The sequence below is a fragment of the Mucilaginibacter dorajii genome (genome assembly GCF_024808255.1).
GTDB lineage: Bacteria > Bacteroidota > Bacteroidia > Sphingobacteriales > Sphingobacteriaceae > Mucilaginibacter > Mucilaginibacter dorajii.
Genome location: NZ_JANTYS010000006.1, coordinates 142,418 through 156,086 on the forward strand (window position 1 = coordinate 142,418; position 13,669 = coordinate 156,086).

Genomic DNA, 13,669 nt, shown 5'->3' on the forward strand with positions numbered 1-13,669 from the left:
TGTAATGGCTCAGAAGTATATAGATAATTATCGCGAAAAAGGTGCACGTAAAAGATTGGTTGACCTGTTGGAGAAAAAGGGAATACAGGATAAGGAAGTGTTAAAAGCAATAGGTACCGTGCCCCGTCATTATTTTTTTGCCGAAACTTTCTGGAATCAGGCCTACAAAGACATCGCTTTCCCGATAGGCGAGGGACAAACCATTTCGCAGCCTTACACTGTAGCTTATCAAACGGAGTTGCTGCACATCCGCAAAGGCGATAAAGTATTGGAGATAGGTACCGGTTCCGGCTACCAAACCTGTGTATTGCTTGAAATGGGTGCAACTGTTTACACCATTGAACGCCAGGAAAAGCTTTACGAAAAAACAAAATATGTACTGCCCGAAAAAATGGGTTATAAAGCCCACTTCTTTTGCGGCGATGGCTCTATCGGCATAGCCCAACACGCGCCGTACGACAAGATCATTGTAACAGCCGGCGCGCCAACCGTTCCCGAAATACTGTTGAAACAACTGCGCATTGGCGGCATTTTAGTGATCCCTGTAGGCGATGAAGAAACCCAAAAGATGGTTACCATCCTTAAAGTTGCCGAGCATGATTATGAAAAGATTGTGTTGGATACCTTCAGGTTTGTGCCGTTGGTAGGGGATAAGGCTTGGTAGATGTGCCCCCTAACCCCCTGAAGGGGGAACTTTTTGATTTGCCAGGTTATAAAAAAAGAGGAATGAGTTTAATTAAACCCATTCCTCTTTTTTTATATTATTTTTTTTCACTCCCCCTTTAGGGGGCCCGGGGGGCTTACCTTTTCATCACCCTATCCATCTCAATTTTTGTATCTCTTTCCTTCATGGTTTCGCGTTTGTCAAAAGTCTTTTTACCCTGGGCTAAGCCTATTTCAAGTTTGGCAAAGCCGCGTTCGCTGATGAACAGGGCAAGGGGAATAATGGTCAATCCTTTTTCTTCACCGCGGGTGAGGAGTTTTTTGAGTTCCTTTTTGTTAAGTAACAGCACGCGGTCGCGTTTGGCTTCGTGGTTGTAGAACGATCCGTACGAGTATTCGGATATGTGCAGGTTACGCACATAAAGCTGGTTGCTGATGAATGTGCAGAAGGCATCATTAATATTGGCCTTCCCTTCACGTATGGATTTAATTTCGGTGCCCAGCAATTTGATGCCGGCCGTGTATTTATCCAGTACGTGGTATTCAAAGTAAGCTTTTTTATTTTTGATGTATATTTTATCCTCGGCCATTTTATCCTGATGTAAAGCTTGCAAACTTACGGAAAATTCTTTTCAGGCGGATCATTACACAACGCCCAGGTGACCTATATCACCATGTCATTGCGAGGAACGAAGCAATCGCACGCTTTACAAAGCGGATTTGCATAGTTCGCGATTGCTTCGTTCCTCGCAATGACATGAGGTTTATTGTCAATAATCACATTTTTTAGGTGAAGCTTCTACCCCCTTTGCGGTTTCACAATCAACACCGGCACATTAACCATATGCCTCACTGAGTTTACCGTAGTGCCGAAAATCAAATCTTTTAAAGCCCGGTGGCCGTGCGATCCCATTACAATAAAGTCTACCCCGTTTTTATTTACAATCTCGGCAATGGCAGCCGCGGGGCTGCCGTAACCAATTTCGGCTTCGGCTTTGTAACCCAGTTTTTGCATGGCTTGTACGTATTTATCCAGGTTATCGGCATCGCTTTGGGTTTCGCTGTCCATTACCTGGCCGCCGTAGTAACGGGCGCCGGCGGTTTCAACCACGTGGATCAGTGTATAATGGGCATGTTTACCGCCCTGCATAATGGCGTGCCGAAGGCAGTCATTATCATTCTTTGAAAAATCGATGGTAATGGCCAGGTGCTTGTAGGTAACGGCATCTAACTCGGTAATGGCGCCTGCTATACCGTGTGGTACATATGCTTTCTGGTCGGCATGTTTAAAGAGCCATGGCCTGAATAATACGTACAACAGGAGTAGAGCTATACCAATCACTATCGGCACAACAAAAATGTAAATGTATACATCGGCATGCCGGCTCTCTTTTAGCCAGTCGCCAATCTGGTCGTACACCAGTTTGGCATTCAGGCCTACAATAAGTATTGCGCTTGCCCAGGCCAATATTTTTACTTTTAAGCTAATGGCAAAATTTCCCATCCGCTTTTTATCAGATGTAAAATGGATGAGCGGAATCACCGCGAAGCCTAACTGCAGGCTCAACACTACCTGGCTTAATATAATGAGGCTGCCTAAAGCGTCTTCGCCAAAGTAAATAATGGTGAATACGGCCGGAACGATAGCCAGCACCCTTGTTAGTAACCGCCTTAGCCACGGCTCAATACGCAGGTTAATGTGGCCTTCCATAATAATTTGCCCGGCAAGCGTGCCTGTAATGGTTGAGCTTTGGCCCGATGCGATCAAAGCGATAGCAAACAACGCCGGCGCTATTTTGCCAAAGATGTGTTCCAGTAATTTATAAGCATCCTGGATTTCGGCAACTTTAAAATAGCCATTCTTAAAAAAAGCGGTGGCAGCCAATATCAGGATGGCTGCGTTTACAAAAAATGCAAGATTGAGTGCGATTACTGTATCAAACAAATTGAATTTAATGGCCGATTTAAGGCCTTCATCGGTACGGGTAATTTTTCGGGTTTGCACCAGCGATGAATGCAGGTAAAGGTTATGCGGCATTACTGTTGCACCTATAATGCCTATGGCGATGTATAGCATTTGCTGGCTTATCGCATCGCTTTTAAAAAGGTTGCTGGGGATAAATCCTTTGGCTACGTCCATTACATCGGGCCCAACAATAAACATCTCGACCAGGAATGAAACGCCGATGATAAAAATCATAGATATAATGAAGCCTTCCAGCTTACGCATGCCTCTGTTCATTAACCAAAGCATCAATACGGTATCGGTTATAGTGAGCGATACACCCCAGATGAGTGGCAGGTGGAATAGCAGCTTTAAACCAATGGCCATGCCAATGATCTCGGCAAGGTCACAGGCTATGATCGCTATCTGTGCCAATATGTACAGCCAAAAGTTCACAAAACGGGGGTAGGCGTTTTTAGAGGCCTGTGCCAGATCGAGCCCGCGAACGATGCCAAGCCTTGCGGCTAATGATTGCAATAGTAAGGCGATAAGGTTTGATGCAAACAGGATCCAGATCAGTTTATAACCAAATGCACTGCCGCCCGCAATATCTGTTGCCCAATTGCCAGGATCCATATAGCCCACGCTAATGAGGTAGGCCGGACCCAAAAATGCCATTAGTTTTTTCCACCCTGTAAGATTCTCGGGATTTACAGAGCCATGTACGTTACCTAAAGAATGGTTATCGTTTGCTTGGGTTTTGCTCATAGGGCTATCAGTAAGTTGTTGGCAACCTCGCGGCTGATGTGTATTTCTTTATCTGTTTCAATTTTTAGGGCTACTGAGTGATCGTACTCAATAATATCGGTAATGGTGATCTTTTTGCCAATGGTGAGCTGCTGTTTTTCGAGGTATTGTAAAAATGGTGAAGTATGGTCACGCACCCCCGAAATTACGCCGCACTGATTAACAACCAATGTTGATAGTGGGATTAGCTCTGGTGTTTTAAAGCGGCCGTTACAATCGGGGATGGGATCGCCATGTGGGTCGTGTTTTGGGAAGCCCATAAACTCGTCCAGGCGGTCAACCAATTCCTGCGATGAGATGTGCTCCATTTCTTCGGCCATGTCATGTACCTGGTCCCATTTAAAGTTTAGCTTCTCTACCAAAAAATATTCCCACAGGCGGTGCTTGCGAATGATGCCTACGGCAATCTTTTCGCCGGCCTGGGTAAGCGTTACGCCTTGGTAACGGGTGTAGTTTATTAAAGCCTTATCAGCCAGTTTTTTAAGCATATCGGTAACCGATGATGCCTTGGTGTTTAATGATGCTGCTATCTGATTGGTGCTCACTATTGCTGCATCAATCCCCAGGTGATAAATGCATTTTAAATAGTTTTCCTCGGCTAATGTATTCATTTATACAAATCTAATAAAAAATTTAGACTTATCTAAAATATGAAGACTTGTGAAATATATTTTTGTTTTAGTCGTTTTAGGTGAAATTTAATTTCGTGAAATGCGGAAAATATTATATTTGCACATACTATGGGAGCCGAATTAGATAAAATAGACCTACAGATACTCAAGATTTTACAGGAAAACGGAAGGATAACCAACCTTCAGTTATCAAACGAAATAGGGCTTTCGCCTGCGCCAACACTTGAACGTGTGCGCAAATTGGAGAACGCAGAATACATAAAAAGCTACCACGCCCTGGTAGACGAAGAGAAGCTGGGATTGGGTATCAAAACCTTCATCCAGATCTCGCTGGATTTTCATCAGAAGAACACAATTCAAACTTTTTTGGATGAAATTAAAAACATCAAAGAGGTTACCGAGTGCCATCACGTAACCGGGCAGTGCGACTTTTTACTAAAATGCTACGTGCGCGATATTAAATCATACGAGCAACTGATCATGGAAAAGATTAGCCGTATTACGGTAGTAAAAACCTTCCAAACCATGATGATCATGTCCACCAGTAAAAAGGAGCCGATAGTGCCGCTGGAATATTGAGCCCCCCGGCCCCCTAAAGGGGGAGTGAAAATAAAAAAGCGGATGAAGTTTATATAACTCATTCGCTTTTTTATAATCTGGTAAATCAAAAAGTTCCCCCTTTAGGGGGTTAGGGGGCTATCTGCCAATCAATCTCTTCCTTTCCTTCTTTCCTCAAAATTTCATTTGTTTTTGAAAACGGTTTGCTGCCGAAGAAACCCCTATCGGCAGAAAATGGTGAGGGATGGGGCGATTTGATGATGAAGTGTTTCTTATCGTCTATCAGCGCCGCTTTTGATTGTGCAAAGGCTCCCCAAAGGATAAATACAATGCCTTCTTTTTTATCGGATATGGTTTTGATCACCTCGTCTGTAAATTCTTCCCAACCGCGTTTCTGGTGCGATCCGGGTGTGCTGGCCCTAACGGTTAGTGTAGCGTTTAGCAGTAGTACGCCTTGTTTGGCCCAATCTTCCAGGTTACCATGTGTTGGTGTTTTAAAGCCAGGTATATCGGTGGAGAGTTCTTTATAGATGTTACTGAGCGATCGGGGAATGGCGATGCCCTTTTGTACCGAAAATGACAATCCATGAGCCTGGTGGGCTCCGTGGTAAGGATCCTGCCCCAGGATCACCACTTTAACATCATCAAAATGCGTGGTGTTAAAGGCGTTAAAAATATCGGCATTTTTGGGGTAAACTATTTGACCCGCTTCTTTCTCCTGTAATAAAAATTGTTTAAGTTTTACCATGTAGGGTTTGCCAAATTCGTCCTGTAAAACTGCCTGCCATGATGGGTGTAATGCGTTAGCCATAAATATTTATATAGATGTTGGTTTACCGTACAAATAAACAGATATTTGCGGTATATATAGTATCGTAAATTATGTCAAATATTGTTCGCTTAGTTGTAGCGTGTGTATTCTTTGGTGCAGCTGTTGCACTTTCTGCTTTTGGCTTTTGGGGCTGGGGTATTTTAGTACTGTTGTTGGGCGGCATTTTATTGCTTAGCTTCTTTTTTAATGAAAACATGATCTTAGCGCAATACTTTTTGCGCAAAGAAAACTCAGAGAAAGCCGAAGAGTGGTTGATGAAGATAACCGATTACGAAAAACAATTACACAAAAATCAGCATGGTTATTACAACCTGCTAATCGGTTTGATTGAATCGCGCAAGGCACCAATGAAATCTGAAAAATATTTTAAGAAAGCTTTACAGTTGGGTATGAAAATGTCGCACAATACGGCTTTGGCTAAATTGAGCCTTGCAGGTATCTCTATGGCAAAACGTAACAAACGCGAAGCACAAATGTATTTGTCTGAAGCGTCAAAAGATGACAAGAATAAATTACTTACCGACCAGATTAAAATGATGAAAGGCCAGCTGGCCCAAATGGATAAGCAGGTAGTAAGGGGGGGATATCGCCAGTTTTAAGGAGCAAAGACTTTTGGATAAAGGAACAAGGACTTTGCTTTGTGATAAAGAATAAAAGGCTTGCGGACAAAGGTCTTTTGGACAAGAGAATACCTTTACAGAAATGAGAAAAGAAAATAAGAAATAAAAAAATAAAAGGGACCCAAAGCGGGTCCCTTTTATTTTTCGTCGATGGCGCTAAAGTAATCGGCAGTTGCAGAGTGATTTTGGTAGGGGTGTACTACCTGGCGGTCGCTATAAGTATAATCGCTTTCTTCACTTGGGTTGGCCACTTCAACCATCTTTAATAAACTCCTGATAAACGACAGGTTAAAGTTGCTCCTGTTTAGTTTTATCAGGTATTCGCTTTCGGTGATCTCCAGAATTGAATTGGTCATGATATTTGTATATTATTGTTTATTGCAATTATACCCAACAAAACTATAACCAAAGTTTTTTTTGCTTTAAGCTTTCATTAACAAATTGTTATGGTCAGGTATGATCAAATTGCGGCCAAATAGTAAATAACTATTATAGGTATCATAAAAAAACAGCCCGGGGGTTACTCCCCGGGCTGTTTCAGATCTACTTAAGTGACCGTTTTATTTCTTCATCACCTTGTTTACAATATCGTTTCCAAAAACAAATACCATCAGTGTAACTAAAATTACAAAGCCAACAATCTGGGCACGTTCCAGGAATTTATCGCTTAGCGGTTTACCTTTAATCATTTCAATGATCAGGAATACCGCATGGCCGCCATCAAGGGCGGGGATGGGTAACAGGTTCATCAGCGCCAATACCATTGATAAAAAGCCTACCAGGGTCCAAAAATGTATCCAATCAATGGTGCCGCCAAAAAGGTTGGCAATCGCCACGGGGCCGCTTACCGCTTTGTTAAACTTAACATCGCCTTTGGCAATTTTACCAAGGCCTTTGGCATTATCGGTAAAGGTGCTTATAGCTCTTGACGCTCCAATTGGTAAAGACGCAAAGAAACCGTATTTGATGGTTTTAATCTCCGGAAAATCTTTTTTAGAGCGGGCAAAGCCGATGGTGCCATCTGCATTTACCTGTGTTTTTAAGGGTATTGTGGCGGTATCGCGTTTGATACTTAAAACAACCTGTTTGCTTTTGTTGGCTAACAATTGTGTTTGCAGCTCATCCCAAAAAGCAACAGGGGCGCCGTTTACAGCTACCACACTATCTCCCTTTTTTAAACCGGCTTTTTGCGCATTGCCATAAACCGAATCGACCATGAATTTGGTGCGCGGTACACGGCTTATAAAGCTTTCAATATCATGGTCAGATATGTCGTTCAGGATGGTACGGGGTACCGGGATCTTTAAAGTTTCGGCCCCACGGTGAACAGTGAAAACGGTATTTTCAAGTAATACTTTAGGGCTTGTCAAATCGTCAAAACGCTTAAAGGATTTACCATTAATGGCGGTGATTTTATCGCCTGCCAGCAAGCCAATCTTTTTACCTACCGCACCGGGTACAATGCCGTATTTAGCGCTTGCATTAGGGATATAGCTTTCGCCCATTTTAATGGTTAAAACCCAAAATATCAGGATACCCAGGATGATATTCACCGTAACACCACCAAGCATTACAATTAAGCGCTGCCAGGCTGGTTTTGAACGAAATTCCCATGGTTGCGGCGGACCGGCCATTTGATCGGTATCCATTGATTCGTCTATCATGCCGGCAATTTTTACATAGCCACCCAGGGGTAACCAACCGATGCCATATTCAACACCTTTAAAATTAAATTTAAACAGGCTTATATTCCATGCATCAAAAAACAGGTAAAATTTTTCTACTTTGATCCCAAAAGCCCTGGCTGCCAAAAAGTGACCCAGCTCATGCAGGATTATTAAAATTGAAAGGCCCAGTACCAACTGGCCCACCATTATCACTATACTCATTCGTTATTTTGTCTATTAATAGTGTATCGCCTTTGACGGCAGTTTTTGTATAAAATTTTGCGCAAAGATGCGTGTTTCTTTGTCAGTATTCAAATAGTCGTTCAGCGAGGGCTGCTCAATGAAATTTATATGTTGCATGCACTCCTCTATCAGGTTGCTCATGGCTAAAAAGCCAATGCTGTTATTTAAAAAACCGGCCACCGCTATTTCATTCGCGGCATTTATAATGCAGGGCATGTTACCTCCCTGCTTTAATGCAACGTATGCCAAATTAAGATTACGGAAAGTATCCAGATCTGGTTTTTCAAATGTTAGGTTAGGGTAGGCTGCAAAATTAAATCGTTTAAAATCGTTTTGGATCCTATTGGGATAGGTAAGCGCGTATTGAATGGGCAACTTCATATCCGGCAGGCCCATCTGCGCTTTGATAGATCCATCCCGGAATTGTACCATAGAATGAATAATAGATTGTGGATGAACAATTACCTCAATCTGATCGGCATCTACATCAAATAGCCATTTGGCTTCTATTACTTCCAACCCCTTGTTCATCAACGAGGCCGAATCAATAGTGATTTTGGCACCCATTATCCAGTTGGGATGCTTAAGCGCGTCCCGGGGGGTTACATTGGCTAAAAAAGCCACATTACGACCGCGGAATGGTCCGCCGGATGCGGTAATGATCAGTTTCTCTATCGGGTTGTTTTCCTCGCCGGCAAGGCACTGAAATATTGCTGAATGTTCCGAATCGACAGGGAGGATCGTCACACCATGTTGTTTGGCCAAAGCAGTAACTATTTCGCCTGCAACAACCAGGGTTTCCTTGTTTGCTAACGCAATGTCCTTACCTGCTTTAATGGCAGCAATGGTAGGCTCCAAACCTGCAAAACCAACCATAGCAGTAAGCACAACTGCAATATCAGGATGTGTAACTGTGTCAATAATGGCCTTGTGACCTGCCAGTACCTGGATAGGCAAATGGGCCAGAGCCTCTTTCACCTGCAAATATTTGGTGGTATCGCAAATGATGGCATATTGGGGCACAAACTCCATAGCCTGGCTTATCAGCAGGTCGGCATTAGAATGCGCGGTAAGCAAAAATGCCCTAAATAGGTTGCTGTTTCCCTTAATTACATCGAGGGTTTGGGTACCTATACTACCTGTTGAGCCTAAAATGGCTACGTTTTTTATTGAACTACTCAATTATAATTTTTTAAATCTGTTAACCTATCAAGTCTCCCCTTTAGGGGAGATTTAGAGGGGCTATATATATTCCTTCAATCCATTAGCTATCTTCCTGTCGTTTGATAGCCTCGGTACTTTATTTTGTCCGCCCAGTTTCCCTTCAGATCGCATGTAATTGATGAACGCGTCTTTTTTTAGGCTTTGGATGATCAAAGGTTGTAAAATGTTACCTTCAATGAGGTCAAAATAGTAAATATTTTTCTTTTGCAGGGCTTTATCTACTTTTATGGCAAAAGCCTGTAAATCTGCCGGTGCTGTGCCAAATTCTACAAACCACTCATGGTAAGGTAGTTGCCCTGCCTTGGGGTTTACCTGTGGTGCAACGGTGAACTCAACTACATCAATACCTTCTTCTTTGGCTATGCTCATCAGCGCGTACTCAACTTCTTCACCAATCACATGTTCGCCAAAGGCCGATATGTAATGTTTGATACGGCCGGTAACTACAATTTTATAAGGGTTTTTGGAGATAAATTTAATCGTATCGCCTAAGCTGTATCCCCATAAGCCCGCACTGGTATTCATAATGAGGGCGTAGTTTTTATTTAGCTCCACATCTTTAATGTTGATGCGGGTAGGGTTGACGTTAAAATATTCTTCGGATGGGATAAACTCGTAAAATATCCCGGAATTAACCAGTAATAAAAGCCCTTTTTCCTTTTGCGAGTCCTGGAAAGCTATGAATCCTTCTGATGCCGGGTACGTTTCGATAGAATCGATATCGAAGCCGATACTTTCTTCCATACGGGCGCGGTAAGGTTCGTAATTTACGCCACCGTGTACGTACAATTTAAAATTAGGGAAGATATCTTTAATTTTTTTGCCGCCTGCCTTGGTTGATAACCTGTCAAAATACATCTGGCACCAGGGCGGTATGCCCGAGATGAGGCGCATATCCTGGTTATAGGTTTCATTTACAATGGCATCAACCTTTTGTTCCCAGTCTTCAATACAATTGATCTCATAGCTTGGCAAGCGGTTTTTTTGCAGGTAAGCAGGCACGTGATGCGCCACAATACCTGAAAGACGACCGACGGAAACACCATTCTTTTCGGCTAACACAGGGCTGCCTTGCAAAAATATCAGTTTACCATCTACAAAGTTGGCGTTACCGGTTTCGTGAATATAGCTTAACAAAGCGTTTCGTGCCGCTTTGATGTGCTGCGGCATGCTTTCTTTAGATATGGGGATGTATTTAACGCCCGATGTAGTGCCCGATGTTTTAGCTAAATATTGAGGCTTACCCGGCCATAGTACGTTCTCTTCACCGGCCACAACTCTATCGATATAAGGACGGAGATCTTCATAGTCATGAACGGGAACGTTCTTTTTAAAATCTTCGTAATTGTTGATCTGCGCGAAACCGTGCTCCTTACCAAATGCCGTGTCCTTAGCCTGGTAAACAAGATTGCTAAAAGTTTGCTGTTGCAGGCCGATGGCGTTTTTACGCAGGTGGTTGAGCTCCCTGTTTACCAGGGCCGCAAATACTTTGCTCAGTGCAGCTTTTAACCCCATTTGTTAATTGGTTTCGGCGATATCATCGTCTACATCTTTGTGGCTGTAAACTAATTTACGGTAAGTAACCATAATAATAACCTGTATGAAAGGAAAAGTTAAAATGAACCAGCAATAAAATGCCAGCCGGAATACAAAGCCGCCTTTTGCATCAAGTCCGGTTAGGTTGATGAGTAAGAAAACCGGGATAAGGGCTATTATAAGGATTACAATAATAATGAAGAAGATCCCAAGAGTTTTAAAGAAATTATCCTTCGTTATTTCAAAGCTTTGTTTTAGTGATTCTATGGGTGATGAGTCGTCATCAACAATAAAACAGATGCAAAAAATACTACGCAGACTGATATAAAGAATAAATATTAGCTCGATGCCCTTAAGAAGGCTTTCGTAACCTAAGTTACGTTGAGCCAATACATAAAAGAAAACCAGCACAGCCACAAGTACCCCGGTTAATAAGCCAATAACCACAAAATTGAAGGTCATTTTAAATGATGGCAGAATGTCTTTAAACTCAAATTCGTAATATTCCCTATCCATGAGGGTTAATATCAGTTTATAAAAACTAAGCCCGATATAGCATTGAACTACCAGTTGAATAAAAATGAAAATAAACTGAGTTGCTATATCATCTTCTATCAGTATAAAAGCCTTAATAAAATCTACTGCCTCGTAAATAAACAAGGAAATAACCGAGTATACTACCAGTGGAACAAAATTTCTCTTCAATACATTCCATGCAGTTTTAATGGTTTCTGCAACAGAAAAGGCGTGGTACATAGGTTATTATGATCTGTTTAAAATTATCCGTTTCCAAAAATCCTGCATAAATCCTATTCCGTAGGCCGTAAGTTGGGTAAAAGCAGCTATAATGCTCAAAAATGCAATTTTTGCCGATTTATTTTTCCACCAGGCATGAAAAAATATCAACAAAATAAAAATGACCAGTATACCATTCGCTAAAATAGCTATTTGCCATTGCAGCAGGTTAAATATAATGGCCAAAATAACACCCAGGGTAAACACCGCCGGGAAAAAATGTACGGCCTTTAACTCTTTAGGAAAAAATTTAGATATGTTGATGCGAGCCCTGCCAAAAAAATGAAGCTGCTTAAAAAACTGCACAAAATTGGTACGGCGTTTATGATAAACAATAGCGTCGGGAATAAGGCCGATTTTGAATCCTGCAGTGTGTATGCGGATGCTGTATTCAATATCCTCGCCCAGGCGGGTAATAATAAAGCCGCCTACCTTTTCAACAACCTGCCTTGATACACCCATATTAAAACTGCGCGGATGAAATTGCCCAATTCCTTTTTTATTACCGCGGATACCACCAGTAGTAAAAGGAGAGGTCATGCTATAGCTGATAGCTTTTTGGGTTGGCGTAAATGAAGTGTGCGCGCCATCCGGGCCACCATAAGCATCAAGGTAATTAGTGGCAAGGGAATTATTAACTATATCCAGGTAATCAACCGGGATCAAACAATCCGAATCAAATATGATAAAGTAATCACCTTTTGCGTGCTGAAAACCAAAGTTGCGGGTAAAGCCCTGGCCTTCGTTAACCTTTTTAAAGTAACGCAGGTTTAGCTTATCCATAAAAGATGCAACAATCTGTTCAGCATCATTTACAGAACCATCCTCAATCACCAAAACCTCAAAATTACGGTACGTTTGCAATACCAGGGTTTCCAACAGTTCTTTGATTTCCTGCGGGCGGTTATATAAGGGTATGATGATGGAAAAAAACATTCTTTTAGATGTGCAGATTTTAGATTTCAGATGTGCAGATGAACTTGCATACCTATACATTTTTAGATTTCTTTTCCTTTTTCGTTACAGTGTTGTATTGTGCTACCAGTTTCTCATTTGCATATCTGCACATTTGAAATCTGCGCATTAAATTGTCTCTTCTACCTGGTAATTATTACGGTCGCTTGAACTGCGTGAAACCAGCTCGGCAACAAAGCCGGTCAGAAACAGTTGCGAACCCAAAATTATAGCAACCATCGCTCCATAAAACCATGGATTATCTGTTGGCTGGCGTACAGGCAAATTATGCGCCAGGTTGTAAAGTTTTTCGCTGGTAAGCCATATGGCAATTACTAATCCCGCAAAAAAGCTTAATGTACCCATGGTGCCAAAAAAGTGCATGGGGCGTTTACCAAATTTGCCTACAAAAAAAATCGAAAGCAGATCAAGAAAGCCGTTTACAAAGCGGCTCATGCCGAATTTGGTTTTGCCGTATTTGCGTGCACGGTGTTCAACTACCTGCTCGCCAATTTTACTGAAGCCGGCCCATTTTGCTAATACCGGGATGTAACGGTGCATTTCGCCATAGATCTCAATGTTTTTTACCACAGCACTACGGTAAGCTTTTAATCCGCAGTTAAAATCGTGCAGGTTATCAATGCCACTCATTTTGCGGGTGGCTGCATTAAACAACTTGGTTGGTATGGTTTTGCTGAGCGGATCATACCGCTTAGCTTTCCAGCCCGATATCAGGTCGTATTTTTCCTCTACAATGCGACGGTAAAGTTCAGGGATCTCATCCGGGCTGTCCTGTAAATCGGCATCCATAGTAATCACTACATTGCCGCGCGTAGCTGCAAAACCGGTATTTAAAGCAGCCGATTTGCCGTAATTACGCCTGAATTTGATGCCTTTGATGAAGGGGTTATCCTGACTTAGTTTCCTGATCATTTCCCAGGAACCATCCTTACTGCCATCGTCAACCAAAATCACCTCGTAAGTAAAGCGGTTTTCGTCCATTACACGGCCTATCCATGAGGTAAGCTCGGGTAATGATTCTATTTCGTCATAAAGCGGTACTACAACTGATATATCCATTTATAAGGAATGCGTTGCCGGACTAAAAATTTTGCCCGCAATCAACCGCAAAAATATAAAAAATAGGGATTGGTTTGTGTACCGATTTTGATAGAACGGAATTAGGAAGGGCG

At 42.2% G+C, this 13,669-nt stretch carries 14 protein-coding genes; 3 read left to right on the top strand and 11 right to left on the bottom strand.

From position 1 onward, the window contains the following. Positions 1 to 4: 4 nt before the first annotated feature. Positions 5 to 664: a protein-L-isoaspartate(D-aspartate) O-methyltransferase gene (locus FHS10_RS10200; protein WP_259090017.1), complete on the top strand. Its 660-nt coding sequence runs from the start codon at positions 5 to 7 to the stop codon at positions 662 to 664. Between the two features lie 136 nt (positions 665 to 800). Here the strand turns inward: FHS10_RS10200 and smpB are convergent, their stop codons facing one another. The 3 genes from smpB to FHS10_RS10215 form a co-directional block, all read right to left on the bottom strand. Then, positions 801 to 1,253, bottom strand: coding sequence for an SsrA-binding protein SmpB (gene smpB / locus FHS10_RS10205; protein WP_259090021.1), 453 nt, complete (start codon positions 1,251 to 1,253; stop codon positions 801 to 803). Between the two features lie 209 nt (positions 1,254 to 1,462). After that, positions 1,463 to 3,376, bottom strand: coding sequence for an Nramp family divalent metal transporter (locus tag FHS10_RS10210; protein ID WP_259090026.1), 1,914 nt, complete (start codon positions 3,374 to 3,376; stop codon positions 1,463 to 1,465). Continuing rightward, positions 3,373 to 4,026, bottom strand: coding sequence for a metal-dependent transcriptional regulator (locus FHS10_RS10215; protein WP_259090027.1), 654 nt, complete (start codon positions 4,024 to 4,026; stop codon positions 3,373 to 3,375). The genes FHS10_RS10210 and FHS10_RS10215 overlap by 4 nt, the downstream gene beginning before the upstream one ends. A 129-nt stretch (positions 4,027 to 4,155) precedes the next feature. On the opposite strand from FHS10_RS10215, the gene FHS10_RS10220 reads away from it, so the two are divergent. Beyond that, positions 4,156 to 4,626 carry an Lrp/AsnC family transcriptional regulator gene (locus tag FHS10_RS10220; protein WP_090649916.1) on the top strand — a complete coding sequence of 157 codons (471 nt, stop codon included), beginning with the start codon at positions 4,156 to 4,158 and terminating at the stop codon, positions 4,624 to 4,626. A gap of 109 nt (positions 4,627 to 4,735) precedes the next feature. On the opposite strand, the gene ung is transcribed toward FHS10_RS10220, so the two are convergent. Then, positions 4,736 to 5,416 carry a uracil-DNA glycosylase gene (gene ung / locus FHS10_RS10225; protein WP_259090029.1) on the bottom strand — a complete coding sequence of 227 codons (681 nt, stop codon included), beginning with the start codon at positions 5,414 to 5,416 and terminating at the stop codon, positions 4,736 to 4,738. Between the two features lie 71 nt (positions 5,417 to 5,487). Here ung and FHS10_RS10230 point away from each other — a divergent pair, with 71 nt between their 5' ends. Further along, complete coding sequence (locus FHS10_RS10230) at positions 5,488 to 6,036, top strand: DUF2892 domain-containing protein (RefSeq protein WP_259090030.1); 549 nt, start codon at positions 5,488 to 5,490, stop codon at positions 6,034 to 6,036. Positions 6,037 to 6,194: 158 nt separating this feature from the next. On the opposite strand, the gene FHS10_RS10235 is transcribed toward FHS10_RS10230, so the two are convergent. The 7 genes from FHS10_RS10235 to FHS10_RS10265 form a co-directional block, all read right to left on the bottom strand. Further along, positions 6,195 to 6,413, bottom strand: coding sequence for a hypothetical protein (locus FHS10_RS10235; RefSeq protein WP_259090031.1), 219 nt, complete (start codon positions 6,411 to 6,413; stop codon positions 6,195 to 6,197). A gap of 204 nt (positions 6,414 to 6,617) precedes the next feature. Next, positions 6,618 to 7,946: an RIP metalloprotease RseP gene (gene rseP, locus FHS10_RS10240; protein ID WP_259090033.1), complete on the bottom strand. Its 1,329-nt coding sequence runs from the start codon at positions 7,944 to 7,946 to the stop codon at positions 6,618 to 6,620. A 15-nt stretch (positions 7,947 to 7,961) separates the two neighbouring features. Further along, a complete protein-coding gene (locus tag FHS10_RS10245; RefSeq protein WP_259090035.1) occupies positions 7,962 to 9,149 on the bottom strand; it encodes a 1-deoxy-D-xylulose-5-phosphate reductoisomerase in 1,188 nt (395 codons plus the stop codon). Between the two features lie 60 nt (positions 9,150 to 9,209). After that, complete coding sequence (locus FHS10_RS10250; protein ID WP_259090036.1) at positions 9,210 to 10,706, bottom strand: GH3 auxin-responsive promoter family protein; 1,497 nt, start codon at positions 10,704 to 10,706, stop codon at positions 9,210 to 9,212. A 3-nt stretch (positions 10,707 to 10,709) separates the two neighbouring features. After that, positions 10,710 to 11,483: a glycerophosphoryl diester phosphodiesterase membrane domain-containing protein gene (locus FHS10_RS10255; RefSeq protein ID WP_259090037.1), complete on the bottom strand. Its 774-nt coding sequence runs from the start codon at positions 11,481 to 11,483 to the stop codon at positions 10,710 to 10,712. 6 nt (positions 11,484 to 11,489) lie between these two features. After that, positions 11,490 to 12,458 carry a glycosyltransferase family 2 protein gene (locus FHS10_RS10260; protein ID WP_259090038.1) on the bottom strand — a complete coding sequence of 323 codons (969 nt, stop codon included), beginning with the start codon at positions 12,456 to 12,458 and terminating at the stop codon, positions 11,490 to 11,492. Positions 12,459 to 12,605: 147 nt separating this feature from the next. Beyond that, positions 12,606 to 13,556: a glycosyltransferase family 2 protein gene (locus FHS10_RS10265; RefSeq protein WP_259090039.1), complete on the bottom strand. Its 951-nt coding sequence runs from the start codon at positions 13,554 to 13,556 to the stop codon at positions 12,606 to 12,608. Positions 13,557 to 13,669 lie beyond the last annotated feature (113 nt).

Excerpts from the sequence above, each read along its gene's own strand:
- FHS10_RS10200 (WP_259090017.1), top strand. The coding sequence starts at position 5 with ATGGCTCAGAAGTATATAGATAATTATCGCGAAAAAGGTGCACGTAAA.
- smpB (WP_259090021.1), bottom strand. The coding sequence starts at position 1,253 with ATGGCCGAGGATAAAATATACATCAAAAATAAAAAAGCTTACTTTGAA.
- FHS10_RS10210 (WP_259090026.1), bottom strand. The coding sequence starts at position 3,376 with ATGAGCAAAACCCAAGCAAACGATAACCATTCTTTAGGTAACGTACAT.
- FHS10_RS10250 (WP_259090036.1), bottom strand. The coding sequence starts at position 10,706 with ATGGGGTTAAAAGCTGCACTGAGCAAAGTATTTGCGGCCCTGGTAAAC.
- ung (WP_259090029.1), bottom strand. The coding sequence starts at position 5,416 with ATGGCTAACGCATTACACCCATCATGGCAGGCAGTTTTACAGGACGAA.
- FHS10_RS10215 (WP_259090027.1), bottom strand. The coding sequence starts at position 4,026 with ATGAATACATTAGCCGAGGAAAACTATTTAAAATGCATTTATCACCTG.
- FHS10_RS10255 (WP_259090037.1), bottom strand. The coding sequence starts at position 11,483 with ATGTACCACGCCTTTTCTGTTGCAGAAACCATTAAAACTGCATGGAAT.
- FHS10_RS10260 (WP_259090038.1), bottom strand. The coding sequence starts at position 12,458 with ATGTTTTTTTCCATCATCATACCCTTATATAACCGCCCGCAGGAAATC.
- FHS10_RS10230 (WP_259090030.1), top strand. The coding sequence starts at position 5,488 with ATGTCAAATATTGTTCGCTTAGTTGTAGCGTGTGTATTCTTTGGTGCA.
- rseP (WP_259090033.1), bottom strand. The coding sequence starts at position 7,946 with ATGAGTATAGTGATAATGGTGGGCCAGTTGGTACTGGGCCTTTCAATT.
- FHS10_RS10235 (WP_259090031.1), bottom strand. The coding sequence starts at position 6,413 with ATGACCAATTCAATTCTGGAGATCACCGAAAGCGAATACCTGATAAAA.
- FHS10_RS10265 (WP_259090039.1), bottom strand. The coding sequence starts at position 13,556 with ATGGATATATCAGTTGTAGTACCGCTTTATGACGAAATAGAATCATTA.
- FHS10_RS10220 (WP_090649916.1), top strand. The coding sequence starts at position 4,156 with ATGGGAGCCGAATTAGATAAAATAGACCTACAGATACTCAAGATTTTA.